This is a genomic window from Facklamia sp. P12955 (assembly GCF_050409565.1).
GTDB lineage: Bacteria > Bacillota > Bacilli > Lactobacillales > Aerococcaceae > Facklamia.
Genome location: NZ_JBNUPF010000004.1, coordinates 45384 through 69266, shown reverse-complemented (window position 1 = coordinate 69266; position 23883 = coordinate 45384). Strand labels below are relative to the sequence as shown.

Annotated in this window: 18 protein-coding genes, 1 riboswitch and 1 other annotated feature; of the genes, 5 read left to right on the top strand and 13 right to left on the bottom strand. The window is 36.6% G+C overall.

The genetic code is table 11. The annotated features are described in order from the left end of the window. The first annotated feature begins 118 nt into the window (after positions 1 to 118). The 3 genes from ACQV2G_RS01895 to ACQV2G_RS01885 all read left to right on the top strand — a co-directional run bounded on the left by ACQV2G_RS01895 (position 119) and on the right by ACQV2G_RS01885 (position 2964). On the top strand, positions 119 to 1078 hold the full coding sequence (locus ACQV2G_RS01895; protein ID WP_428874525.1) for a tRNA dihydrouridine synthase: 960 nt from the start codon (positions 119 to 121) through the stop codon (positions 1076 to 1078). Between the two features lie 97 nt (positions 1079 to 1175). Beyond that, on the top strand, positions 1176 to 2183 hold the full coding sequence (sppA, locus tag ACQV2G_RS01890) for a signal peptide peptidase SppA (protein ID WP_428875983.1): 1008 nt from the start codon (positions 1176 to 1178) through the stop codon (positions 2181 to 2183). A gap of 1 nt (position 2184) precedes the next feature. Continuing rightward, positions 2185 to 2964, top strand: coding sequence for an RDD family protein (locus tag ACQV2G_RS01885; RefSeq protein ID WP_428874523.1), 780 nt, complete (start codon positions 2185 to 2187; stop codon positions 2962 to 2964). Between the two features lie 47 nt (positions 2965 to 3011). Here the strand turns inward: ACQV2G_RS01885 and pheT are convergent, their stop codons facing one another. The 9 genes from pheT to ACQV2G_RS01840 all read right to left on the bottom strand — a co-directional run bounded on the left by pheT (position 3012) and on the right by ACQV2G_RS01840 (position 18518). Then, complete coding sequence (gene pheT, locus ACQV2G_RS01880) at positions 3012 to 5438, bottom strand: phenylalanine--tRNA ligase subunit beta (RefSeq protein WP_428875982.1); 2427 nt, start codon at positions 5436 to 5438, stop codon at positions 3012 to 3014. After that, the gene (gene pheS, locus ACQV2G_RS01875; protein ID WP_428875415.1) at positions 5438 to 6505 is read right to left on the bottom strand and encodes a phenylalanine--tRNA ligase subunit alpha; all 1068 of its coding nucleotides are present in this window, start codon (positions 6503 to 6505) and stop codon (positions 5438 to 5440) included. The genes pheT and pheS overlap by 1 nt, the downstream gene beginning before the upstream one ends. A gap of 353 nt (positions 6506 to 6858) precedes the next feature. Then, positions 6859 to 7368 (bottom strand): phosphohydrolase, encoded by a 510-nt coding sequence (locus ACQV2G_RS01870; RefSeq protein ID WP_428874344.1) that lies wholly within the window; start codon positions 7366 to 7368, stop codon positions 6859 to 6861. Between the two features lie 99 nt (positions 7369 to 7467). After that, on the bottom strand, positions 7468 to 8253 hold the full coding sequence (locus ACQV2G_RS01865) for a TrmH family RNA methyltransferase (protein ID WP_428874343.1): 786 nt from the start codon (positions 8251 to 8253) through the stop codon (positions 7468 to 7470). A gap of 101 nt (positions 8254 to 8354) precedes the next feature. Further along, positions 8355 to 9773 (bottom strand): dipeptidase PepV, encoded by a 1419-nt coding sequence (pepV, locus tag ACQV2G_RS01860; protein ID WP_428875413.1) that lies wholly within the window; start codon positions 9771 to 9773, stop codon positions 8355 to 8357. A gap of 172 nt (positions 9774 to 9945) precedes the next feature. Beyond that, positions 9946 to 10671 carry a pseudouridine synthase gene (locus ACQV2G_RS01855; RefSeq protein WP_428874341.1) on the bottom strand — a complete coding sequence of 242 codons (726 nt, stop codon included), beginning with the start codon at positions 10669 to 10671 and terminating at the stop codon, positions 9946 to 9948. Beyond that, on the bottom strand, positions 10668 to 14030 hold the full coding sequence (locus tag ACQV2G_RS01850) for a polysaccharide biosynthesis C-terminal domain-containing protein (RefSeq protein WP_428875980.1): 3363 nt from the start codon (positions 14028 to 14030) through the stop codon (positions 10668 to 10670). Before ACQV2G_RS01850 ends, ACQV2G_RS01855 begins: the two co-directional genes overlap by 4 nt. Before the next feature lie 78 nt (positions 14031 to 14108). After that, on the bottom strand, positions 14109 to 16529 hold the full coding sequence (gene leuS / locus ACQV2G_RS01845; protein WP_428874339.1) for a leucine--tRNA ligase: 2421 nt from the start codon (positions 16527 to 16529) through the stop codon (positions 14109 to 14111). Between the two features lie 67 nt (positions 16530 to 16596). Next, positions 16597 to 16810, bottom strand: a binding site (T-box leader). After that, positions 16809 to 18518, bottom strand: coding sequence for a LysM peptidoglycan-binding domain-containing protein (locus ACQV2G_RS01840; protein ID WP_428875978.1), 1710 nt, complete (start codon positions 18516 to 18518; stop codon positions 16809 to 16811). Its footprint overlaps the feature before it by 2 nt. A 213-nt stretch (positions 18519 to 18731) precedes the next feature. Here ACQV2G_RS01840 and ACQV2G_RS01835 point away from each other — a divergent pair, with 213 nt between their 5' ends. Together ACQV2G_RS01835 and ACQV2G_RS01830 are read left to right on the top strand one after the other, a co-directional pair. Beyond that, positions 18732 to 19142 carry a hypothetical protein gene (locus tag ACQV2G_RS01835; protein ID WP_428875976.1) on the top strand — a complete coding sequence of 137 codons (411 nt, stop codon included), beginning with the start codon at positions 18732 to 18734 and terminating at the stop codon, positions 19140 to 19142. Continuing rightward, entirely contained in the window at positions 19142 to 19711 is a 570-nt protein-coding gene (locus tag ACQV2G_RS01830; protein WP_428875974.1) for a tRNA (mnm(5)s(2)U34)-methyltransferase, read from the top strand. Before ACQV2G_RS01835 ends, ACQV2G_RS01830 begins: the two co-directional genes overlap by 1 nt. Before the next feature lie 69 nt (positions 19712 to 19780). Here the strand turns inward: ACQV2G_RS01830 and ACQV2G_RS01825 are convergent, their stop codons facing one another. From ACQV2G_RS01825 to metK, 4 genes are all read right to left on the bottom strand, one after another. Beyond that, the gene (locus ACQV2G_RS01825; protein ID WP_428875401.1) at positions 19781 to 20953 is read right to left on the bottom strand and encodes a MalY/PatB family protein; all 1173 of its coding nucleotides are present in this window, start codon (positions 20951 to 20953) and stop codon (positions 19781 to 19783) included. Positions 20954 to 21118: 165 nt separating this feature from the next. Continuing rightward, positions 21119 to 22315 (bottom strand): FAD-dependent oxidoreductase, encoded by a 1197-nt coding sequence (locus ACQV2G_RS01820; RefSeq protein WP_428875972.1) that lies wholly within the window; start codon positions 22313 to 22315, stop codon positions 21119 to 21121. A 36-nt stretch (positions 22316 to 22351) separates the two neighbouring features. Further along, a complete protein-coding gene (locus tag ACQV2G_RS01815; RefSeq protein ID WP_428874331.1) occupies positions 22352 to 22477 on the bottom strand; it encodes an NADH peroxidase in 126 nt (41 codons plus the stop codon). 83 nt (positions 22478 to 22560) lie between these two features. Then, positions 22561 to 23751, bottom strand: coding sequence for a methionine adenosyltransferase (metK, locus tag ACQV2G_RS01810; RefSeq protein WP_428874329.1), 1191 nt, complete (start codon positions 23749 to 23751; stop codon positions 22561 to 22563). Further along, positions 23749 to 23841, bottom strand: a riboswitch (SMK box riboswitch). (Overlaps the previous gene by 3 nt.) Between the last annotated feature and the right edge of the window lie 42 nt (positions 23842 to 23883).

The window sequence follows — 23883 nt, the reverse complement described above, 5'->3', positions numbered from 1 at the left end:
GTTGTTTTTCCTAAAGAATTAATAGAGGATTCCTGTATTATATTTGCATCCAGCCTCATTTATGGTAATCTTTTAAAGATTCTATTTTTACAAAAATAAGCGAAAGGAGTCCTAAACTATGCCACAAAACTTCTGGCAAAACTTACCCAAACCCTTTTTTGTTTTAGCCCCTATGGAAGATGTAACCGATGTTGCTTTCCGACATGTTATTGCTAAAGCTGGAAGACCTGATGTTTTCTTCACTGAATTTACTAATTCTGAATCCTACTGCCATCCTCTAGGCAAAGAATCCGTACGAGGTCGTTTAATCAAAACTGAAGATGAACAACCCATAGTAGCCCATATATGGGGTGACCGGCCTGAATTCTTTGAACAAATGGCGCATGGAATGGAAGAAGAAGGCTTCGCAGGTGTCGATATTAATATGGGCTGTCCAGCACCTAACGTCTTTAAACATGGTCGTGGGTCTGGTTTAATTTTAAGACCACAACTAGCTGCTCAATTAATCCAAGCCAGTAAAAAAGCAAACCTTCCTATTTCAGTCAAAACGCGTTTAGGCCATCATCAAGTGGAAGAATATAAAGAATGGCTGAAGCATTTATTTGAACAAGGTATTGCCAACCTCTCCATACACTTAAGAACAAAAACAGAAATGTCTAAAGTGCCCGCTCATTGGGAACTAATTGGGGAGATTAAAAATTTGCGTGACCAATACGCCCCACATACCCTCTTAACTGTAAATGGAGATATTGCTGATCGGCAACAAGGAATGGAGTTATACAATACTTATGAGATGGACGGTATTATGATTGGCCGCGGTGTTTTTCAAAATCCATTTGCTTTTGAAAAAGAACCTCGTCATCATTCTGCTAAAGAATTGATTGATCTTTTTCGCTATCATTTGGATCTCTTTGATTATTACGATCTCCACCCTTTCCCTGCTTTAAGAAGGTCTTTTAAAATCTATTTAAGAGAATTCAAAGGAGCACACGAATTAAGAGTCCAACTAATGGAAGCAGAGGATTCCATCCAAGCGCGTGAAATACTCATTGCTTTTGAAAAACAACACTTATTATAGAAAACACCTAACTAACAGCTTTTTATAGTTATAAACAGCTTATCATTCCAAACCGACATTAAAAATGTTAAACTAAACTCAAAGGAAGGTGGCTTATATGTCAAAAAAAAAATGGATAGTAATCGCTTTTGCACTTGTTTTAATTGTCGCTTCTAGCTTATCGAAAGTTTATAATGAACCCGCTGATATTACCTACAGTGAAAAATGGGCGAATGAAAGACTAAACTCCTTGCTAGGCATTGGACAAGATTATATAGAAGAAATTCGAGAAGATGGCTCTGTAGATCAACGTATTCTAGTTATCCCTATTGAAGGAGTGATTGGAATAGCGTCTCCTACTTATGATCAGCAACTTATTATGGATACCATCGAACAGATTCGAACGGATGAATCTATTAAGGCTGTTTTATTCGAATTAAATACTCCAGGTGGAGGAGTATACGAAACCCGTGAAGCTTATGACTTATTTAAGGAAGTGATTGCCGAAAGAAAGATTCCTGTTTATGCTTCTATGGGGCAAGTAGCCGCATCAGGTGGCTTCTATTATGCCATGTTAGCCGATAAAGTTTATGCTACTCCTGAAACAATCACTGGCTCAATTGGAGTAATTATGTCTGGTTACAATATGAGAGAGCTTTATGACAAAATAGGTGTTGAACCCTATGTTTTTAAATCTGGAAAAATGAAGGATTTAGGCTCGAGTGCACGTAAAATGACTAAGGAAGAAGAGGAAGTATTCCAAGAATATATTGTTGAAGCCTTTGATCGTTTCGTTCAAGTGGTTGTCGATGGTCGTGATATGTCAGAAGAACGGGTGCGTGAGCTAGCAGATGGTCGTATTTATACCGCCAAGCAAGCTAAAGAAAACGGCTTGGTTGATGATATTCTATACTATCGTCAAGTAATCGATCTTATTCGCGAAGAAAATGACTTAGCAAATGCTCAAGTTTTTGAAAAAGCAGCCCCTCAAGACCAATTTGCCTCATTCTTCCCTACATTTATGAAATCAGAAGATAATTATGCAAAACAATTTGATCAAGTTCTTAACCGTGTAAAAGAAGAAGTTCTTCCTCAGATTGAGTACCGCTGGGAAGGTGGTAAGTAATATGACATCAGTTAAATTAGATAAAGAAGAACTTAAGACGCTTTTAAATCATTCAAAAGAAGAAAAAAAAGATTCAACTAAAGTTATTGAAGAAGTTCCCCAAGATAGTACAGTCATTATTGAAGAGCAAACGGACCACTCTAAGGACAACAATATAACAAAAAATAACTCGTCTTCTTTAAATTCTAGTCAAGCAAATCATTCCGGACTCAATCCATTCAGCAATCATGCAGCAAGAGAGGAAGCTTTCAAAGAGACTAAGCAGTCTGACATTGATCCTATTCAAATGAAAATTGCTGACCAACAACTGAGAGAAAATGGCTACGACTATCTTCCTAAGGAGGTTTATGCTGGGTTCTGGCTTCGTTTAGCAGCTTATATGGTAGATTACCTATTCATTCTTCTCCTGACTAACCTTATAACGAACATTGTAGGAGAAATGAATAAAGACTTATTGTGGGGTGTTTTACCTATGTTCTTTAACTTAGCTGTATTTTGCCTTTACTTTTTCCTAATGACTTTCGGTCTGAATGGCCAAACACCCGGAAAAATTTTATTTAATTTAAGAGTTGTGCCGATTAATACCCAATCGAATAAATTAAATATATCCACTTTATTAATGCGTGAATTTTTTGGTCGTGTTATTTTCTACTATGTACCATTTATTGCCGTCATCCTTATCTTCACAAGCAAACATCAGCACCCATTAGATATGCTGACTGATACGACAGTGATTAATGAACGTTATCTAACTGCCTTTGCTAAGTGGAAACTCGTTTAAAACAAATAAAAATCACTACGCTATCTTTAGCGTAGTGATTTTTTATGTTAACGAATTTCTACATTCTCTGCCTTTTCTAAAGCTTTAATCACTTGATCCATTGCCTTTGTCACTTCTTCATCTTTTAAAGTTTTATCTGGATTTTGGAAAGTTAAGTGATAAGCTAAAGATTGTTTATCTGCTGCTATATTCTCGCCAGTATATCGGTCGAATAATTCGACATTTTTCAAATTATCTCCAGCATTTTCATAGATTAAATCTACCAAGCTTTGGTGACTGGTTGATCGATCTACTAAAAGAGCGATATCACGAGAAGTTGATGGATATTTTGCTAAAGGGGTCTGTAGCAATAAGTCTCTGTTAAATCCTACTAAAGCCTCAAAATCTAATTCCGCAAAGAAAGTCTCCTTATCTAAGTCAAACTCTTGCGATAATTGGGGATGTAATTGCCCAATAAAACCAATTTTTTGACCGTCTAATAAGATATTGGCTGTTTGTCCTGGATGCATAAAGTCTAAATTTTCCATACGTTCAAATGATAAATGATTTCCTAAACGTAATTGGTCCATAATTTGTTCAACGATACCTTTGAGATCGTAAAAATCATAATTTTGACTTGCACTTTCCCAATTGGATGGACTCTTTTCACCAGAAACAAAGAAGCTAAGCATTTCTTTTTCTTCAGGTTGACGGTTCCTTTCAGTCGCTAAGAAAACTTTGCCCATTTCATAGAAAGCTATGGTCTTATTGTGACGGGCTTTATTGTAGCGAGCAATCTCCAAGAAAGACGGTAACATTGATTGTCTTAAGAGTGATCTTTCCTCAGACATTGGTAAAAGTAATGAAACATAGCGATCTTTATTTGCATTTAATTTTGCAAACTCAGGTGAGATTAGAACATAAGACACTGTTTCATTTAAGCCTAACCCTTCAGCTAAAGAGCGTGTTGCTCTTTTTAATTTTTGTCGGCTATCTAATTGGGCGGGACGATTAGGAACCGCAGGTAGAGTAACAGGAATTTGATCATAGCCATAAATACGAGCCACTTCTTCTAAAATATCAGCTGGAATAGTAATATCCCAACGACGTGGGGGAATCGATACTCTCATCTGGTCATTTTCAAAAGCGACTCCAAAACCTAAGCGGTCAAAAATGGCTTGAAGCTGCGATTGATTCACTTGAATGCCTAATTTTTCTTCAATCATTTGCATAGGCAGTTCTACCACTTGATCATGCACATCATCGGCTTTTACTTCTAAGACTCCCTTTTCGATTTTACCCTGTGTTAATTGCGCCATCAAAATAGCAGCTTGGTCCCCTGCTTCTGAAAGAGTTGCTGGATTAATTCCTTTTTCAAAGCGGGCAGATGATTCTGATCTTAAGCCAAGACGTCGAGAAGTTGAACGAATGGCCTGAGGGTTAAAAACAGCTGTTTCTAATAAGACATTTTGCGTCTTTTCGGTTACATGGCTATCTAGCCCACCCATGACACCTGCTAGAGCAATTGGTTGATCGTCAGAAGTAATCACTATATCTTTTTCTGTTAGATTTCTTTCGATTTCGTCTAAAGTCGTAAGCTTTTCATTTTCTTTGGCATAGCGCACACCAATCTTTTTGCCTGGTAATTGATCCAAATCAAAAGCATGCATAGGTTGACCATATAGCATCAAATAGTAATTGGTCACATCCACTAGGTTATTAATAGGACGAATATTAGCTTTCATCAAACGGCTTTGCATTTGAATCGGGCTTGGCTTTACTTGAATGCTTTTCAACACTCTTAACTGATAGTGACTACTTAAATCATGTTCTGTCATATCCAATTCTAAATTTTGTAATTCATCAATTGAAACTAATTGACTTTCACTGATTTTTAAAGCTTCAAAATGTGGAGTCTGAGAAACAATCGCTCCCACCTCGTGAGCTACTCCACGCATCGATAAAGCATCTGCACGATTAGGTGTAATGGATAATTCTAAAATCGGATCATCAAGCTCCATGTATTCAACGATATTTTGACCGATTGGAGCATCCTCTGCTAAAAGATATATGCCATCCACAAATTCCTTCGGTACCACCTTATCAGCAAATCCCAACTCTTGTAATGAACATAGCATTCCTTGAGAAACTTGACCTCTAAGTTTTGACTCTTTGATTCTAAAATCTCCAGGTAAAATACAGCCTTCTAAAGCAGTGATTACTTTAGCACCTTGCTTAACATTAGACGCACCACATACGATTTGCTTTTTGCCGTAATCTGCTACATTGACTTGAGCAATTTTTAAATGATCGGAATCAGGATGGTCCTCTAATTCTTCAACTAATCCAACTACTAGAGGACCTTGAATAGAATCGGCCAGATTTTCGACTCCTTCAATTTCAATACCCGTTCGAGACATTTTCTCTGCTAATTCCTCGGCAGGCATTTTATTTAAATCTAATAATTCATTTAACCAATTATATGAAACATACATTAGTTTTGACCTCCTTTGAATTGTGTCAAGAAGCGTAAATCATTTTGGTAAAAATGACGGATGTCATCAACGTTATGCTTTAACATGGCTACACGGTCAATTCCCACACCAAATGCAAAGCCGCTATATTTATTTGAATCAATGCCTGACATTTCTAGTACATTTGGATGAACGAGTCCTGCTCCTAAGACTTCAATCCATCCGGTACCTTTACAAATACCACAACCTTGCCCTCCGCATTTGAAACAGGACACATCCACTTCAACAGAAGGCTCTGTGAATGAGAAGAAGGAAGGTCTTAATCGAATCTCACGTTCTTCGCCAAAGAAGGCTTTAGCAAATTGTAAGAGCGTTCCTTTCAGATCTGCCATAGTAATCTTTTCAGCAACTACTAAGCCTTCCATTTGATGAAACTGATGAGAATGAGTCGCATCATCATTATCTCTTCTAAAAACCTTCCCGGGTGAAACCATCTTTAAAGGGCCATCTTTTTCAAAGTCATGCTTTTCCATTGTCCGAGCTTGCACAGGCGAAGTGTGTGTTCTTAATAAAACTTCTTCAGAGATATAAAAGGTATCTTGCATATCCCGAGCAGGATGATTTTTAGGCAAATTCATTTTTTCAAAGTTATAAGAGTCTAACTCTACTTCTGGTCCTTCAATAATTTGATAACCCATCCCTAAGAAAAGATCTTCTAATTCTTCACGCGTTTGAGTTAATAAGTGGCGACTACCAAAGTTCTGCCGTCTTCCAGGCAAGCTAATATCGATTGTTTCACTAGCCAGTTGAGCAGCTAATTCTTTCTGCTTTACTTGCTCTTGTTTTTTCTCAATATGGTCATTAAACGATTGATGGAATTGATTAATTAGCTGACCTAAAATCGGCTTTTCATCTTTTTCTAAATCTTTCATTTGTTTTGAAATTTGCGTCAATTCACCTTTTTTACCGGTATATTTCACGCGAATATCCTGAATCATTTTACTTGATTCCGCTTGCTTGATTTCTTCAATTGCCTTTGCAACTAAACCATCGACTTGTTCTTTAATGACTTGTAATTTATCATTCATCATAATCCTCCTAGCAATTAGCACTTTAATATTCCATCCAACAAAAATAGCCCGTCCCTAAAAGGGACGCGCTACCGTGGTACCACCCTTATTCTTGAAAAATTTCAAGCACTCAAATCATTGTTAACCCCAATGAAGGTATCTTTTTCTAGTTTCAAACTATTTAAGGATCGACTCCTAGGATGAAAATAATTGAAAAGTGACATCATCTGCTCTCAGTCGGTGACAAATTTCCCTGTTTATGTACCTTTCAATTAGGTCCTAATCATAGTCTTTAGTTATCTTTATCAAGTATAGCCTGTAAATAGTTTTTCGTCAATCTTGCTCTTTAGTGAAAAGTCATTTCACCCTCACTATTCGCTAAATCCAATGGTCTGCTCTTTCTTATATAGAGAGGCTTTTAGCCACCTTTTTAAACCTTCTACTAATTCGCATACAGCTGATTGCTTATCCATTAAAGTCACAATTAATGACTCGCCATAGCGTGGGATATCTAAAGTAGCGCCACACATATGTTTTAAAATTATATCTTTTTCTTTGTCTGATAAATCAGTGATTTCTAATGCATTCTTTAAAGCGATACGTGGATGCTCATAATTATGGCCTTTTCCGCCTACGCAATCCTTTGAGCAAGAATCGTAGAAAAACAAATCGTGCAGAAGGGCTGCTCTGGCTGTAGCGATCGCATCGAGCTTAAAACGTTTAGCCCAAAGGTATGAACGATAAGACACTGAAATAGAATGTGCTAAACGATTGGTATATTTATGATGGACAAATTTTTCTAGAGATTGAACTTTTTCATTCTCCATCAAATCTTTAACAATTGCCACATATTCTTGGTTATCTTGCCAAGCTATTGCCATTTATCCACGTCCCTTCTTTAATCTAACTCTAGTATACTCCGCAAATATGAAATTTATGTAAATTCTATGTAAAAGTTTAATAAAGCTAATATTTATTAACTAATTCGACCATTGTTTCCAGGCAAACATTAAAATACCTGCTGCTATAGATACATTAAGGGATTCTGCTTTTCCTGGCATAGGTATAAAGACTGATTTATCTGCTTTTTCCATCCAAAAAGGCCCAACACCTTGCCCTTCATTGCCCAAAACCAAGACACAGTGGTTAGCGATTAATTTACGATAATCTTCAGCTTCTTGATTGACGGCTGTACAGTAAAGAGGAAGTTCACTCGCTTGAATGGCTTTAAATATTTGAGCGTTTGAAGCTTCATAGATAGGCAAGTGCCATAAAGATCCTTGACTCGCTCTTATGACTTTATCATTGTAGAGGTCTACACAACCTTCAGCTAAGAATACACCATCAAAACCTGCTGCATCAGCGGTTCGAATCATGGTTCCTAAATTGCCCGGGTCTTGTACCCCGTCACATAAAAGATAGTGGCTACCATTTATATTTTCTTTAGCTAAATTACTTTCTTTTTTCTTAATGACAGCCATCACTCCTTGGGTATGTTGAGTGAGTGCGACTGTCTTCATCACTTCTTCACTTAAAATCAACACTTCGATTTGAGCTTGTTTGATTTGTTCAATAGTCTGTATATGATTTTCATGATAACTTGGCGTCATTAAAACTACTTCAATGGCTGCTTGATAAGTGATGGCTTCTTCAATAAGATGTTCACCCTCGATTAAATAAGTTTCTGTCTTTTTGCGATTCTTAGCTAAATGCAATTTGCGGTAGTCTTTTATTCTTTGATTTTGCTTTGATTGAATAATTTCCATAATATTTCACCTTTTTTCTTCATGAATTGAAGGTTACTTGAATATATAAAAAAAAGCAAACTTTCTAGCAAATTGGCTAGAAAGTTTGCTTAAATGGTCAATTAGCGTGTTAAGCGATAGATAGATTCTGCATAAATAGCAGTAGCTCTTAATAAGTCATCCATCGCAAGGAACTCATTGGCTTGATGCATAGTATCAATTGAATCTGGGAATAAGACACCAAATGAAACTCCACGCTCCATTAAGCGGCCATAAGTTCCTCCACCAATTGTTTTTTCATAAACTTCATTGCCAGTTTGTTTAGCATATACATCCAGTAAAGTTTTAACCATTGGATCTTCTGGTGAAAGATAATGAGGGTCTTTATTACCATTCATTTCCACTTTCACTGCTAAGTTAGCAACATTTTTGATAATAGCTGATTGAATTTGATCTTTGTCGGTTCCTTTAGGGTATCTAAAGTTAGCATCTACTAATCCACCTTCAGCATCATCAAAATTGATAATACCAATATTCATAGACAAGGCTCCCATAATATCATCGACTATAGCGACACCGATTTTTTCACCTTCAAAATCAAGGTGTAACTTATCGCCTACTAGAGTTAAGAAGTCATTGGCTTCTTTTTTATCAAATGTATACTTACTTAAGAAAGCAGCTAAGTAAGTTCCCGCATTATGGCCTTTTTCTGGAGTAGATCCGTGAGCCGCCTTACCTGTTAGTTCAAAACGTAATTGACCAGACGCTTGGGAAACTTTACCTGATACAGGTTGATCTTCTAAAAAGGCTTGGAAATCAGCTTTTATTTGGTCTGCTTGATCAGTTTTTACACTCGCATAAGCTTCTTGAGGAACCATATTTGCACGAAGACCTGCATGGAAATCAAGCAATTTATGATTAGCTTCCACTGTTTGCTTAGCATCAAATTTAAATTGAGCAGAAACATTTCCTTTTTCACCGTTGATAATCGGGAATTGCGCATCTGGTGAAAAACCATAGTCTGGCATTTTTTCAACTTTAGCATAATGATCCATACACATCCAGCCAGATTCTTCATCTGTTCCAACAATCAGATGAATCTTTTGATTAAACTCTGCGCCTAATTCACGTAATAATTTAATGGCAAAGTAAGCACCAATTGTTGGTCCTTTATCATCAGAAGAACCACGCGCATAAATGCGTCCATCTTTGATTACTGGCTCATAAGGGTCAGTGTCCCAACCAGTTCCTTCAGGAACAACATCCAGGTGACCTAAAATACCTAAGGTTTGATCGCCTTCTCCAATTTCAACACGGCCCACCAAAGGCCCAAATTGCTTCGTTTCAAAACCATCTTCTTGGGCCATTTTTAAGAATTCTTCTAAAGCTTTTTTAGGTCCAGGTCCAACAGGAGCCTCTGCTGTTGCTAAATCATCTTCACGAACTGAACGAATGCGAATCATCCGAAAAAGATCTTCTAATAAGTCTTCTTGACGTTTAGTGACTTCATCTAACCAATTAATATTGTCTAAATTTTCCATCTTTCTACCTCCATAAAATATAGAATTTCAAAATCATTCTGACTTTAATAAACTATTGCCATCAAATGAATCCGTTCCCATTATATCATATAAACTTATCCAACCCTATATCTCTACTTTAAATTTAAGTCTTTTTTTTAATAAGACTTTTTCTCTGAGAATAGCATTTTTACTATTCATAACCCAATGGCTTTAGAGCTTCTATTTCAGCTTGAGTTAATTGACGATAATCTCCAAGAGCTAAGTCATCTTCAAGCTGGAGAGGTCCCATTGATAAACGGTGAAGTTGAAGAACTTCCATCTGACAAGCTTGAAACATTCTTTTTACTTGGTGAAATTTACCCTCACTAATGGAAACGCGAATTTTAGATAGACTCTTTTCAAAATCTACTTCATCAATCCATAATTGAGCGGGTTTACTTATAAATTCTCCTAAATCCAAGCCTGCTTTAAACGCTGCTACCGTTTCTTTCGTAACATTTCCTTCAATTAAAGCTTGATAGGTTTTATAAACTTGTTTTTTTGGAGAAGTTAACTGATGAGCCATTTGACCATTATTGGTAATTAATAAGAGACCAGTGGTGTCAATATCTAGTCTCCCTACCGGAAAGAGATCAAAACGATAATCATCCGGATGTAGACAATCGATAACCGTATCATGGTGTCCGTCTTCAGTGGCAGAGATAACGCCTTGCGGTTTATTCAAGAGCCAATAGATGAACTTGTGGTAAATAATTTGTTGTCCATCAACTTCTATCAAGTCCTTGTTTTCGTCTACTTGAAAGTTTGCTTTTATAATTTGTTCACCATTGACTCGAACACTTCCTGTTGAAATTAAAGACTTGACTTCTTTTCTAGAGCCGAAATTCATATGACTTAATAATTTATCTAATCTCATCGGTGGATACTCAATTTCTTTTGTAAATCCGCACGGTAATCACCGATAATAATCGGCAACATACCGAATAGGGCCATAGTCCCACTATAGATAAGAATGGCAATCAAAACGACTATAATGATTTGAACTAAAGTTAAGCCTCGTCCTACTGGATCCATCATCAGATTGATTAAACGATTCCAACCGTAAGTACCAATTGCCATAATGGTTGTCGCAATCACAATGCGCACAATATCACCTACAAAATAACGATCACGAATTTTGATTACACGCCAAATCTTCATCCACATTAAAACAGCAGCCACAGCAAAGCCAAAGAAGGTCGCCAGTAAAGCACCGTGAGCTTGGAATAACGCTACCATTGGAAATTGTAGAACAAGCTTAATTGCTAAACCTACCAGTAAATAAGTGATTGCAAACCGACGATAATCCATTGATTGAAGAATGGTTGCAAAAACAGTATATGCTCCTAATACAATAGCTGTAAATGATCCTGTCGTTAATAAACCCGGTCCTGCAGAAATACCTGCTGGATAGAAGAAAGGATAGACATTGTCAGCTATAATCGCCATTCCGATTGAGGCTGGCAGCATGATAAAGGTGAATAAAAGAACAATATTTTTGATTAATTCACTGGTTTTATTAATATTTCCTTCAGCGTACTTACTTGAAACAGCTGGGATTGATGAAGCCGCAATAGCTACAGCAAATGATACAATAATCATCACTAATTTATTAACATCTAAGCTCATCGCTCCAAATAATTCAGCAATTTCTGAATTTAATAACACACTGGTACGAACAAGGATTTGTTTAAAGGTATAGGTATCAATATTTTGTGCAAAAATTATACCTGAGCCAAGCAAGATGAAAGGAATCGAATCACGTAGCATAATTTTTAGGCTATCCATGAAATCGATATCCATCTTATTTAAGGATGTCTCTTTAATACTTTTCATTTTTCGATTATGAATAATATAAGCACCAACCAAGAAGAGCAAGGCAATTAAGGCTCCAACAAAGGCTGCAAAAGTTGAATGAGCAACCGCGTCTGTAATCGATCCCTCGTAAACCATCATAATCAGGTAAGTAGCACCTAAGATATAAAGAACTCGCATAATTTGTTCCAGAACCTCAGAAAGGGCTAGCGGTATCATTTGACTATAACCTTGGAAATATCCTTTAAATAGGCTTAAAGTAGGTAAAATCAAGAGAGCCGGTGCTAATGAACGAACGACAATGATTGCCGCTTCTTGGTTATCTGTTGGTGAATTAGCTACTAATACAGGTGCGATTAAATAAAAGATTGCAGCAATTAAGATACCTGAGAAGGCCATAATTCCCAGTGAATATTTAAAGAGCTTGTCGACCACTTTAAATTCTTTCTTAGTGCTGTAAAAGGCTATCTGCTTAGCAACCGCCGCAGGAAAACCAGCTACTGCAATTGATAAGAAAAATACGTATGGATTATATCCAACAGCATAAAGAGAGTTTGCTTGAGAATATTCTGCCCCTAGCCAAGCTGCCCATGGAATAATATATAAAGCCCCAATAATTCGGGATAGTATTTGTCCCATTGACAACCAAGCAGCACCAGCAACAAATTTAGATTTATCTTCAGAATGGCCTTGTTCACTCAGTTCTTGCTGAGCTTTTTCTGCTTCAAAAAGATTAGCATCTAAGGTGTCTTCAAGAAGGACATCCGTTAAAATTGGCGCTTCGTAATAAGAAGTTTTTTGCGAAATTTCTTCTGCAATGGACTCTTCTTCAGATAAATTATCCCTATCCTTGGGTTTTTCTTCTTCATTTATTGACTCTTGGTCATCATTATTAATGATTGCAGCTTGTTCATTTTCATCAGACGATTCCTGTTCAAGAATCGCATCTAAAGGCGCTTGTTTTTCAGTTGGTGTCTCTTTTTCTCCTTCAACTTCACTGTCTTTATCATCATGATTTTGAACCGTTTGTAGCATTTGACTGGTTGACTGCTTGGTTTTCTCTAACAGCTTTGTAGAATTAGCTGCAATTTTAGCCCAGGCATTGCGTGAATTGACTTTAACCTTATCTAATAAATTAGATCCTTTTTTAGGAGTTATTTGCTCTTGTTTATAATGATCTTCAGGCAAGATGTCCCATGCTAAAGCTTCTATTTCTTCATCATTATACATTTGAGTTTGCGATGACTTTTGCGATTCTAAATCTTTTTCATCAGAAGAACTTTCATTGGTCTTGGAATTGAAATTGACTTTAGAAAAAGCAGGTTCGACAGAGGAAGAATTCTGCTCTTCTTGAGATTGACGATTGTTACTATCTTGAGTCTTTTCTTGCGATAAAGATTGTGACTCAAACTCCTTATCTTCCCTCCCTTCGTCTATATTTTCAGCTGGTGAACTTTCTGCCGATTCCCCATCAGTCAATGCTTCCTCAAGAGAATTTGAACTACTCTTTAAACTTGAATTAGGAGTTTGAGAGAGACTTTCAGTTTCAGCTTGACTATTATCCTCAATATCTTCAGCTGGATGGCTATTATTAATTACGTCCAATTCGTTAAGAGACTCTTGTTCTAGACTAACTGCTTCCTCACTCGCTAAAGAATTATCAATCAATGCTTCGTCTGAATCATAGGATTCAACTTCAAAAGTATTGGTGTTGAGAGACTCATGCACAACTTCTTCATCTTCTCGTTCTTCAGAAGTAAGGGGTTCAAATTCATCACGCGTTGAAAAAACTATCTGGAAAACTCTTTGAAAGAATCCAGGTCTAACATTAGCAGCCCGCTTGTTTCGATGCTCTTTTCTTAGGCTTTCCTCAATCGATCGATACTGGAAGGGGTTCTCATTTTCATTTCCATGACCATCTTGTTTTTCAAAATCATGACGAGTAAAAAGATCTGGTTCTATTTCTAATTCCAGTGTTTCCTTAAGATGATTAGCTGGATCTTTCATAATTTCAACTTTTTGAGTTAACTGTGAGAATTCCCTTTCTTTATCAGTATCCTCAATTGAACTTAGAGAACTAACTTCAATTTGATTGTCTGCGATTTCTTCCTCGGCTTCAATTACTTCCTCTGAGTTATCTTCAAATTGCTCAAGTAATTCTCCTGCTTGTTCTTCAGTAGGTTGATTGTTAATGGCTGACTCTTTTTCATTTTCTGTCAATTGATGATCTACTAAATTTTCGATCGGTTGATTTGTATTAGGATCAGCTTTTATCTCTCGGTCAAAATAATCTGAATCCATTGGCCGAGGATTAGGATGTCTCAGTTTTTCGAGATCTTCTTCTGTAAATTCTAGTGTATCAAAACGGTCGTAATCATTTTTAAATCCCTGATTTTTATCATCAAATTGATTATCAGACACTTACTACACCCCTTTTATTGATATTTCGTCTCTAATATAACATGTATCTATATCAAGAACGATTTCTTAGCACTTTAACTAGTTAGCCACTATGTTAACCAAACGGTTAGGAATAGCAATGATTTTACGAACTGTTTTACCATCCAACTCTTTTTTTATGCTTGCTTCTGCAAGAGCTAACTCTTCCATAGCCTCTTTTTCTAAATCCAAAGCTATATCGAGTTTTGCTTTAACTTTACCGTTAATTTGGATGACAATTTCAACAACTTCATCTTTAATGAGTGACTCATCATATTCTGGCCAGCTTGCTTCTGATAATGATTCAGAGTGCCCTAATTTTTGCCACAACTCTTCCATTAAGTGCGGTGCAATTGGAGCTAACAACTGAACAAAGCCTTTGGCATATTTCTTAGGCAATACATCGACGCTTCTAGCTTCATTTAAGAAAATCATTAGTTGAGAAATAGCTGTATTAAAATGTAACTGCTCAAAATCTTCTGTCACTTTTTTGACTGTTTGATGGTAAATCTTAGTCAATTGATCATCTTCAGACTCTTGAATAGCTGAACTTATTTGACCCGTCGTTTCCTCAATAAATAAACGCCATACGCGATCCAAGAAACGTCTTGAACCTTCCAAGCCATTTTCTGACCAAGCGATCGATGCGTCTAAGGGGCCCATGAACATTTCATATACTCTCAATGTATCTGCGCCATATTCATTAACTACATCGTCTGGATTAACCACATTTCCCTTCGATTTAGACATTTTTTCATTGTTTTCACCCAAAATCATTCCTTGATTGTAGAGTTTTTGGAAAGGTTCTTTAGTAGGAACGACCCCCAAATCATAAAGAAACTTATGCCAAAAACGGGCATAAAGAAGATGTAAAACAGCATGTTCCGCTCCACCTATATAGAGATCGACATTTTGCCATTTGTTTAATGCCTTTTCAGAAGCAATCGCTTCAGTATTATTTGGATCCATGTAACGTAAAAAATACCAGGAAGAACCTGCCCATTGTGGCATAGTATTTGTTTCTCTTCGGCCCTTCATGCCTGTTTTGGGATCTTCAACTTCCAGCCAATCTTTAACATTGGCTAATGGAGATTCGCCTGTTCCAGAAGGTTTAATGCGGTCTGTCTTAGGTAAAAGTAAAGGTAGTTCTTCTTCAGCAATCGCTGTGCTTGTACCATCTTCCCAATGTATAACTGGAATAGGCTCTCCCCAATATCTTTGTCTAGAGAAGACCCAGTCTCTTAAGCGGAAGTTAACTTTTCTTTGTCCTTTAGCATTAGCTTCTAACCACTCAATCATTTTTTGATTGGCTGCTTCTATGTTCAAACCATCTAAAAATTCAGAATTAATATGCATTCCATCTTCTACATATGCCTCATTTTGAATTCCTTCTTCGGATTTAATCACTTCATATCTTGGTAAATCATATTTTTGTGAGAACTCATAGTCTCTTTGATCATGAGCTGGGACCGCCATGACCGCACCTGTTCCATAAGAAGCCAATACATAGTCTGCAATCCAAATAGGTATCTCTTTAGCTGTTACAGGATGGATGGCGTATGAGCCAGTGAATACACCCGTTTTATCTTTAGCAAGTTCAGTACGGTCTAAATCCGTTTTAATCGAAGCAGCAGCAATATAGCTTTCTATTTCTGTCTTTTGTTCTGGACTCGTTAAGTCTTTAACGAGCTCGTGCTCTGGTGCTAAAACGATATAAGACAAACCAAACAAAGTGTCTGGACGGGTAGTATAAGTTGTAATGATTGAAGGACTATCTTTTACTTCAAAATCAATTAAAGCTCCCTCAGAGCGGCCTATCCAATTGCGTTGCATCTCTTTAACTGAATCCGGCCAATCCAAATCTTCTAAATCATCAAGTAAACGCTGGGCATAGGCTGTAATTTTTAATACCCATTGCTTCATTGGACGACGGACTACAGGGTAACCGCCACGTTCTGACACACCATCTACAATTTCTTCGTTAGCTAATACTGTTCCTAAAGCTTCACACCAATTAACGGTAACATCCGCTTGATAAGCCAATCCTTTTTCATAAAGTTTGGTAAAAATCCATTGAGTCCATTTGTAATAGGATGGATCGGTAGTAGCAAATTCTCGCTCCCAGTCATAAGAGAAGCCTAGAGATTTGATTTGACGTTTAAAGTTGGCGATGTTTTTTGCTGTAAAATCTGCTGGATCGTTACCAGTATCTAAGGCATATTGTTCAGCTGGTAAACCAAAAGCATCCCACCCCATTGGATGAAGAACATCATAACCTTGTGCTCTTTTCATTCTGGCCATAATATCAGTAGCAGTGTAACCTTCTGGATGACCTACGTGTAGTCCTTGACCTGAAGGGTATGGAAACATGTCTAATACATAATATTTTTCTCGGTCTGCTCTATCCTTAGTTTTAAAAGTTTCATTTTTATCCCAATAATCTTGCCACTTTTTCTCAATTACTCGATGCTGATATGTCATATTCTTTTCCTCCAATTATCTAATCTTTTATACAAAAAAGCCCTATGAAATCATCTCAAAGACAACTTCATAGGGCGCAATCGCGCGGTACCACCTATTATTTCATTAGCTGAGAGCTAATGCTCTATGCTTTAACGCAGCAAACGTCTCAAGTTAACACTTTACGCTTAGCTCGAGCATTAAAAGGAAGAGTTCAAAAGCTTTTCAACACTTACTTTCACCAAATGTAAGTTCTCTTTAGATGATCCACAATTTACTAGGTCCTACATTTTTAAATTTTTAAAAATTAATAATTTGTCCGATATAAATGGTTGTTCCACCATTTTTTTCAATCAGATCATTAACATCTAAGCCATTACGACGTGCAATCGCATATAAAGTATCATTAGCCTTTACAACATAAGAACCCGTTGAAACTACTTCATTAGTGCTTTCGTTTGATTCTTCATTAATTGTTTGACTTAAGTTAACCGTTTCAGACTTTAATGGAGTAGAAACAGTTGCTGAAGATTCAATTGAAACGTCATCTTGCTTAATAACTTCTACTTTAGTTTCTAACTTCGTTGCTTGACGAGCTAGGGCTTGACTTGATGAAGTTTTAGTGGAAATATTTAATTTTTGGCCTGGAATAATTAGACTGTTAACTTGTAGATTGTTTGCTTCTAATAAGTTAGCTAATGTTATTCCATGGCGATTTGCAATGGCCCATAAAGAGTCACCTGCTTTTACTATATAATCCCCACTTGTATTTTGTTTAATTTCTTGAGTTTTATCTGTAACTACTAGATTTTCTTTTGGCGTAGATACTGGCTTTTTATTAACAAGATGAGAAGACGCTTCACCCATATTGCTTCCAGGAATTATCAATTTTTGATTGGGATGGATAACAGTATTTAAGTGAATGCCGTTAGCTAATAATAAGTCGTTAATACGCACACCATGCTTTTTCGCAATAGCATATAAAGAATCGCCCGCTTTAATAGTGTAAAGCCCTTTAGTTGTTGAGCTTACAGTGTTCTTATCAACAGGTTCATTCGTATTTTCAACCGGCTTGCTTGCAGAAGGCTTGCTGATAGATAATTTATTTACTTGACTAGTAACTTGAGTTTGACCAGGTATCCTTAAAACTTGATTGGGATGGATAACTGATTGAATCGTCATTCCATTAACTTTTATTAAGTCATCAACATTTACGCCTAATTTCTTGGCTATTTTATAAAATCCGTCACCCGGCTGGACTTTATAGCTTCCATTGGTTGAAACGATTTCACTTGAAACAGTTTCGTCTACAATGCTTGTTTCTGGTGATGTAGTAGGTTTAATTGTAGTGGACTGATTGGGGCCATCAAATTGATCCAATTGATATTGGCTAATTATTTGGTTTAATTTTCCGCCATAGCGTGTATCTGTTGCATAACGTCCAGTTAAATGTTCTGTTGCCTCTTGATACGAAGTTGTATTGGATTTTAAAGCTCCTTGATAATAGCTTTTTCTCCAAGCAGATCCTTCACCAGTTAATACTCTAGCATAATCCAATAATGAATCAGCATAAGAATCATACTTTCTAAAGTTATCTTTAATTTGATAATAAGATCCTGTCCCATCATCTTCTAGAGTATCCATTTCCACTTTTTTATCCTTTTTTCCTGCCTTGACTCCAAACAGATTATAGTTAGGTGCTTGAGCAAGTGTTGAACTTCCCCAGCCGGACTCTAACGCTGCTTGGGCTATCATAACAGAAGCATATAAATCATTTTTAGCAGCAATTTCTTTCGCAGATTGCCCGATACTATTGATAAATTCTTGTGGAGAGAATTTCTTTTGAGATTTCTGAGCATGAACAATGGCATTTTCAGATTGAACTTGTGTTAACACACTTGTTGACAGTAACATTACACCAACATTAATATTGGTGAAAATTTTCTTAAATAGTTTGCGTCTTTGGATTTTTTCTTGCTGACGCATTCTCCGATTTCGCTGTTGAATCATCCTTCAGCCTCCAAATTAAATAAATTTCCATACGGATACATACTGTATTATATGCCATCTCTAATAAAAAATGTTCCTTTATCGTTACTTTTATTGGATTTTTAACATAAGTAACATAAATGAAATATATCAATATTGGTTTGACTACTTTTAATTGAATACATTAGCGAGTATAGTATGAATAAATGGCCACAATATAGAGGAGCGATTTTTTTGAAGTCCTATTTAAAACATATACTCATCCTTTCATTTGTTCTTCTGTCAGGATGTTCTTTCTTAAATGAAAAAAAACTTGAAAATCACTGTTGGCAAGTTACTTTAAATGATTCACTTATTTATCAAGTGGATTTTCAAGATGAGCTTGTTCACTTTCAACTGAATGAAGATAATTTCCTAGAACAAGCCGAACAAGAGTTGGATTTATCTCTACAAGAAACAAGGGATTTGCTGATTGATAAAAAAGAGGAGTTAAATTTTACAGCGCGTTATTATTTAGAAGGAAACTATTTAAATCTTATTCAATCAGCGCACCAAGCAAAGCAATATGAAATAAAGTTTAAGGGTACGACTACCATACTCACTTCCTCAGATGGCAGTCAACTTATATTAGAAAGAGTGGAATAATGAAGAATGCCTTACAGTCTAGTCATGATGCTTTAGGAAAATTAATTGAAAGATTCCCTGCTGGAAATTATATTGACGCTACTCTCGGAAAAGGAAATGACAGTTTTTTTATATTAAGCCACCCGGCTTTTTCTGGAAAACTTTTTGCTTTCGATATTCAAGTTCAAGCACTGGAAATAGCTCAACAAAAGCTAAAAATCTTTTCATCCGATTCTTTCCAACTTTTTAACAATGGACACCAGCATTTTGATCAAGTTCTCAGTTTTTCAACCTTAGCTAAAGTTCATGGAGCTATTTTTAATTTAGGCTATTTACCTGGAGCCAGCCATCAAATCACTACTAAAGCTTCCACAACCTTAAAAGCACTCAATCAAATTGCTCAGCGCTTAGTTTCAAAAGGGAAAATATTTATTGTTGTTTATTCAGGACATAAAGAGGGAGCGATTGAAAAAGAAGAATTAATAAAACAATTAACGCTATGGTCGCAAGATCAGTTTACAATCTCTATTCTTGATTTTTTAAATCAAAGGAATCACCCTCCTCTTTTAATTACTATCGAAAAGAAATAAAGAAGCAATCATGAATGACTGCTTCTTTGTTTTATCTTTATTAGTTTAATTTCAATTTAAGCTTATAATCTATCTGCTCTTAATGGCTTCAATAAACCGTTCGATACTCTCTTTGACTATTTCCTTAGGTAGGGCTAAATGAATACGAATAAAACCTTCACCACAAGAGCCAAACATCACACCATTATTGATATAAACATGATGTGCTTCTAACAGCTTAATAATTTCCTCACATTCCATATTTAATGGAGTCAAATCCAACCATAATAAATAGGAAGCCTCCATTGGTGTTACTACAATTTCAGGCAGCTGATCTTCAATCATCGCTTTTGCCATTTGATAATTTTCTTCGATTAATTCTACTAATGCTTCTTTCCAATCTAAACAATCATTATAGGCATGTTTACAGGCATAAAGACCTAAGACTGGAACAGAAAGCAAATTCATTTTTTCAGCTGTTTCGATATATCGTTGACGCCATTCAGGATTCACGATAAAGATATTTGATGTCTGTAAACCCGCTAAGTTAAACGTTTTAGAAGGTGCAGTAGCCACGACTACACGCTGTGCAATATCGTCAGATAAATTAGCAAAGACGTTATGTTTGAAATTTTTGTGGGCTAGATCAAAATGAATTTCGTCTGAAAATAGATATAGGTCATTTTCCTTACAAATTTTAGCAACTTTTTCCAGTTCTTCTTTCTTCCATACACGCCCGACTGGATTGTGAGGGCTACAGAAAATCATTGCTTTAGCCTCTTTTGCTGCTGCTTCTAATGCTTCAAAATCTATGGTATAGTATCCTTCATTATTAATTAACTCAACATTAATCTTCTTACGCTCATTATTTTCAATAGCTGCCGTAAAAGGTCCATAAACAGGCTCTAAAATAATGATACCATCGCCTTTTTGTGTAAAAGCATTAACGAAAACATTAATTGCTGGAACAACTCCAGGTGCGGTAACCATCCACTCTTCTTTAACATCCCATTGGTGCTGGTCTTTCATCCATTTCTTAACGGCTTCATAATAGGCTTGATTCGGTACGGTGTAGCCTAAGACAAGTTCGTCCAAATCTTTTTTTAAGCCTTCAATGATACCGGGTGCCATTGGGAAGTCTAAATCTGCTACTGAAAGCGGAGCGATCCCCTCAGGAATATTCTTATTAGACTCTCTCATTAATAACCATTTTTTAGAACCTTGCTGTGTGCGATCGACACACGTTTTAAAATCATAAGCCATGTGATTGCCTCCTAGATATACTAAATTTCAATCTCTGTACTCCTATCTTACACAAATTAAACGCTTTCTTCAACGGCTTCTTAAATTATAAGAGAAATATTAAAGAAATTTAATTTAAAATAAAAACTAGCCCATTTTAGCATGGACTAGTTTTTTTAATGATTATTAGAACAGTAATTTATCTGCTCCCCCAACAGTATTACCTAAGGCTTCAATCGCTAAGACATTTAAATAATGCCATGGACGGTCATAGTTAGGTTGGAAGAAGAAGTCTAACAACGCTAGTTGCTCAAGCGTATATTTGGCATTAATGACTGTTGAAAGCACATTAATTGAATCGGCTACATCAAATTTAGAAACTAGCTGTCCACCTAAAATGATATGGCTATCTTCATCATAGAAAATCATCATATGAACAGTGCCTGGTTTACGCATGAAATCAGGATAAACTTTTTCTTCTACATATTTCCAAGCTACTTTACCTTCATATAAATCTTTATTGACCATTGATAAGCCAGTTGAAGCAATCGTATAGTCAAAATATCTCAAGGCAGAAGTTCCAGATACACTAGGCATCTTGAATTGAGTTCCTGAGGCGTTAAGAGCGGCTACGATTCCTTGTCTTCTCGCTAAGGTAGCAAGACCAATATTTGTCTTATCAGCCGTTGGTGCAAAAGGAATATAAGTTGCATCTCCACCAGCGTATACGTCTTTTGCGGATGTTTCTAGGTATTCGTTTGTTTGAATAAAGCCATGATCATCTATTTCCAGAGTGCCTTTCAACCAGTCAGTTGCTGGCTTAACACCTACAGCTACTACAACTGTATCAGCAGGATATTCACCCTTATCGGTCACAACAGCTTTGACTTTATTGCCTTCTCCTAATAGTTTTTTAACAGCTTCTCCACCCTTAAAGTGTAAGCCTTTATCAGCACCGTGCGCTTCTAGTAATTTTGAAATGTTCTCATCTAAATAAGCAGGCAAAATACGATCTTCCATATCAATAACTGTAACATCTATACCCGCTTCTGCATATGCCGTTGCCACTTCCACTCCGATATAACCAGAACCAATCACTACTAAGTGGTTAGTTTCTTTCATACGATCGTATACTACTTGCGTATCTTCTGGTCCTCTAAAAGTGTGAACATTTTCTAAATCATATCCTTCAAACTGAGGAAGTGGTGCAAACCCACCTGGACTCAATAGTAACTTATCATAAGACTCTTGATGCTCTCCTTCTTCTGTCTTAACCGTTACTGTTTTTTCTTCTGGGTTGACTCCTATTACTTGGCTGGCAGGATGCATGATAATACCTTGTTCACTATAGGAGGCGTTATTGGCAAAATGTAACTCTGACAACTCTTTAGATATACCTTCCAGGTATGATTGAGAACCTCACCCCATGAAGGATGACTCTTCTCCCGCCTCAAATAAATGAATTTCAGCGTCTGGGTCACGCTTTAATAAAGTCTGAACCGACTCATAACCAAAGTGTGATGTTCCAACTACAACATACTTCATTCTAATCCCTCCGAATTGTTATTTATAATTATTCTAACTAAGCATATATTACTAAAAATAATAGATAAGTACAACCTAATAGCTTACATTAGTAAAGACTTTAGTTCTTCAACCTTATCTGTACGTTCCCAAGTGAATCCAACTTCTTCTCTGCCAAAATGGCCATAGGCTGCTGTTTTGGCGAAAACTGGCTTCCTCAAATCCAACATATCAATAATTCCCTTAGGTGTAAGTTTAAAAACCTGACGAATGGCCCGAACAATTTCAGCATCTGAATGATCGGAGCTTTCAAAGGTATTCACACTAACAGATACTGGTTGAGCCACTCCAATCGCATAAGCAATTTGAATTTCTATTTTTTTTGCAATTCCTGCAGCCACTATATTCTTAGCAATATAGCGTGCAGCATAGGAGGCTGATCGGTCCACTTTGGTTGCGTCCTTTCCTGAAAATGCGCCTCCTCCATGACGAGCATACCCTCCATATGTATCCACTATAATTTTGCGTCCGGTGAGGCCTGCATCTCCTTTTGGACCGCCTATAATGAAACGTCCTGTGGGGTTAATATAAATCTTAGTTTCTTCATCCAATAATTCGTTTGGAATAGTTGGTTTAATAACAAGGTCTAAAATAGCTCCTCTAAGCTCTTCTAATGACACTTCCTCGCTATGCTGAGTTGAAACGACTATTGCCTCTAATCTAACGGGTTGATCTTGTTCGTCGTATTCTACAGTTACCTGAGCCTTACCGTCCGGTCTTAAATAGTCCAACTGGCCAGATTTTCTTACTTCAGTCAGTCTACGTGTTAATTTGTGCGCCAAAGAAATCGGTAAAGGCATCAATTCTGGCGTCTCATCACAAGCATAACCAAACATCAATCCCTGGTCACCCGCTCCTATTTCTTGTACATTTTCTTGGTTTTCTCTTGTTTCAATAGCTGAATCAACCCCCATAGCTATATCAGCTGATTGTTCATCTAAAGAAACAATAATGGCTAAGTTTTCGGCGTCGAAACCAAATTTGCCACGATTATAACCAATTTCATCAACCTTCTGTCTAACAATTTTTTGAATATCCACATAGGCACTCGTAGTAACTTCTCCTAACACCATAACTAAGCCAGTGTTAACAGCTGTTTCACAGGCTACTCTGGCCATCGGATCCTGTTTCAAGATGGCATCCAAAATTGAATCAGAAATTTGATCTGCAATCTTGTCTGGATGTCCCTCTGTAACTGACTCTGATGTAAATAATCTTTTCTCTAAAGCTTTCATTTATCTTCCCCCATTTTTTATATTGGTTACAAGGCAAATTCACAATCGATGAATCGTGAACCCTATCGGGAACTTTTGGTTGTAACGTTGTAAATTATATCATTCAAAACATACACAAGTAAACATGCGTTT

Bases quoted from the DNA above. Each gene is read 5' to 3' on its own strand.
- ACQV2G_RS01895 (WP_428874525.1), top strand. From the start codon at position 119: ATGCCACAAAACTTCTGGCAAAACTTACCCAAACCCTTTTTTGTTTTA.
- sppA (WP_428875983.1), top strand. From the start codon at position 1,176: ATGTCAAAAAAAAAATGGATAGTAATCGCTTTTGCACTTGTTTTAATT.
- ACQV2G_RS01885 (WP_428874523.1), top strand. From the start codon at position 2,185: ATGACATCAGTTAAATTAGATAAAGAAGAACTTAAGACGCTTTTAAAT.
- pheT (WP_428875982.1), bottom strand. From the start codon at position 5,438: ATGTATGTTTCATATAATTGGTTAAATGAATTATTAGATTTAAATAAA.
- pheS (WP_428875415.1), bottom strand. From the start codon at position 6,505: ATGAATGATAAATTACAAGTCATTAAAGAACAAGTCGATGGTTTAGTT.
- ACQV2G_RS01870 (WP_428874344.1), bottom strand. From the start codon at position 7,368: ATGGCAATAGCTTGGCAAGATAACCAAGAATATGTGGCAATTGTTAAA.
- ACQV2G_RS01865 (WP_428874343.1), bottom strand. From the start codon at position 8,253: ATGGAAATTATTCAATCAAAGCAAAATCAAAGAATAAAAGACTACCGC.
- pepV (WP_428875413.1), bottom strand. From the start codon at position 9,773: ATGGAAAATTTAGACAATATTAATTGGTTAGATGAAGTCACTAAACGT.
- ACQV2G_RS01855 (WP_428874341.1), bottom strand. From the start codon at position 10,671: ATGAGATTAGATAAATTATTAAGTCATATGAATTTCGGCTCTAGAAAA.
- leuS (WP_428874339.1), bottom strand. From the start codon at position 16,529: ATGACATATCAGCATCGAGTAATTGAGAAAAAGTGGCAAGATTATTGG.
- ACQV2G_RS01840 (WP_428875978.1), bottom strand. From the start codon at position 18,518: ATGATTCAACAGCGAAATCGGAGAATGCGTCAGCAAGAAAAAATCCAA.
- ACQV2G_RS01830 (WP_428875974.1), top strand. From the start codon at position 19,142: ATGAAGAATGCCTTACAGTCTAGTCATGATGCTTTAGGAAAATTAATT.
- ACQV2G_RS01825 (WP_428875401.1), bottom strand. From the start codon at position 20,953: ATGGCTTATGATTTTAAAACGTGTGTCGATCGCACACAGCAAGGTTCT.
- ACQV2G_RS01815 (WP_428874331.1), bottom strand. From the start codon at position 22,477: ATGAAGTATGTTGTAGTTGGAACATCACACTTTGGTTATGAGTCGGTT.
- metK (WP_428874329.1), bottom strand. From the start codon at position 23,751: ATGAAAGCTTTAGAGAAAAGATTATTTACATCAGAGTCAGTTACAGAG.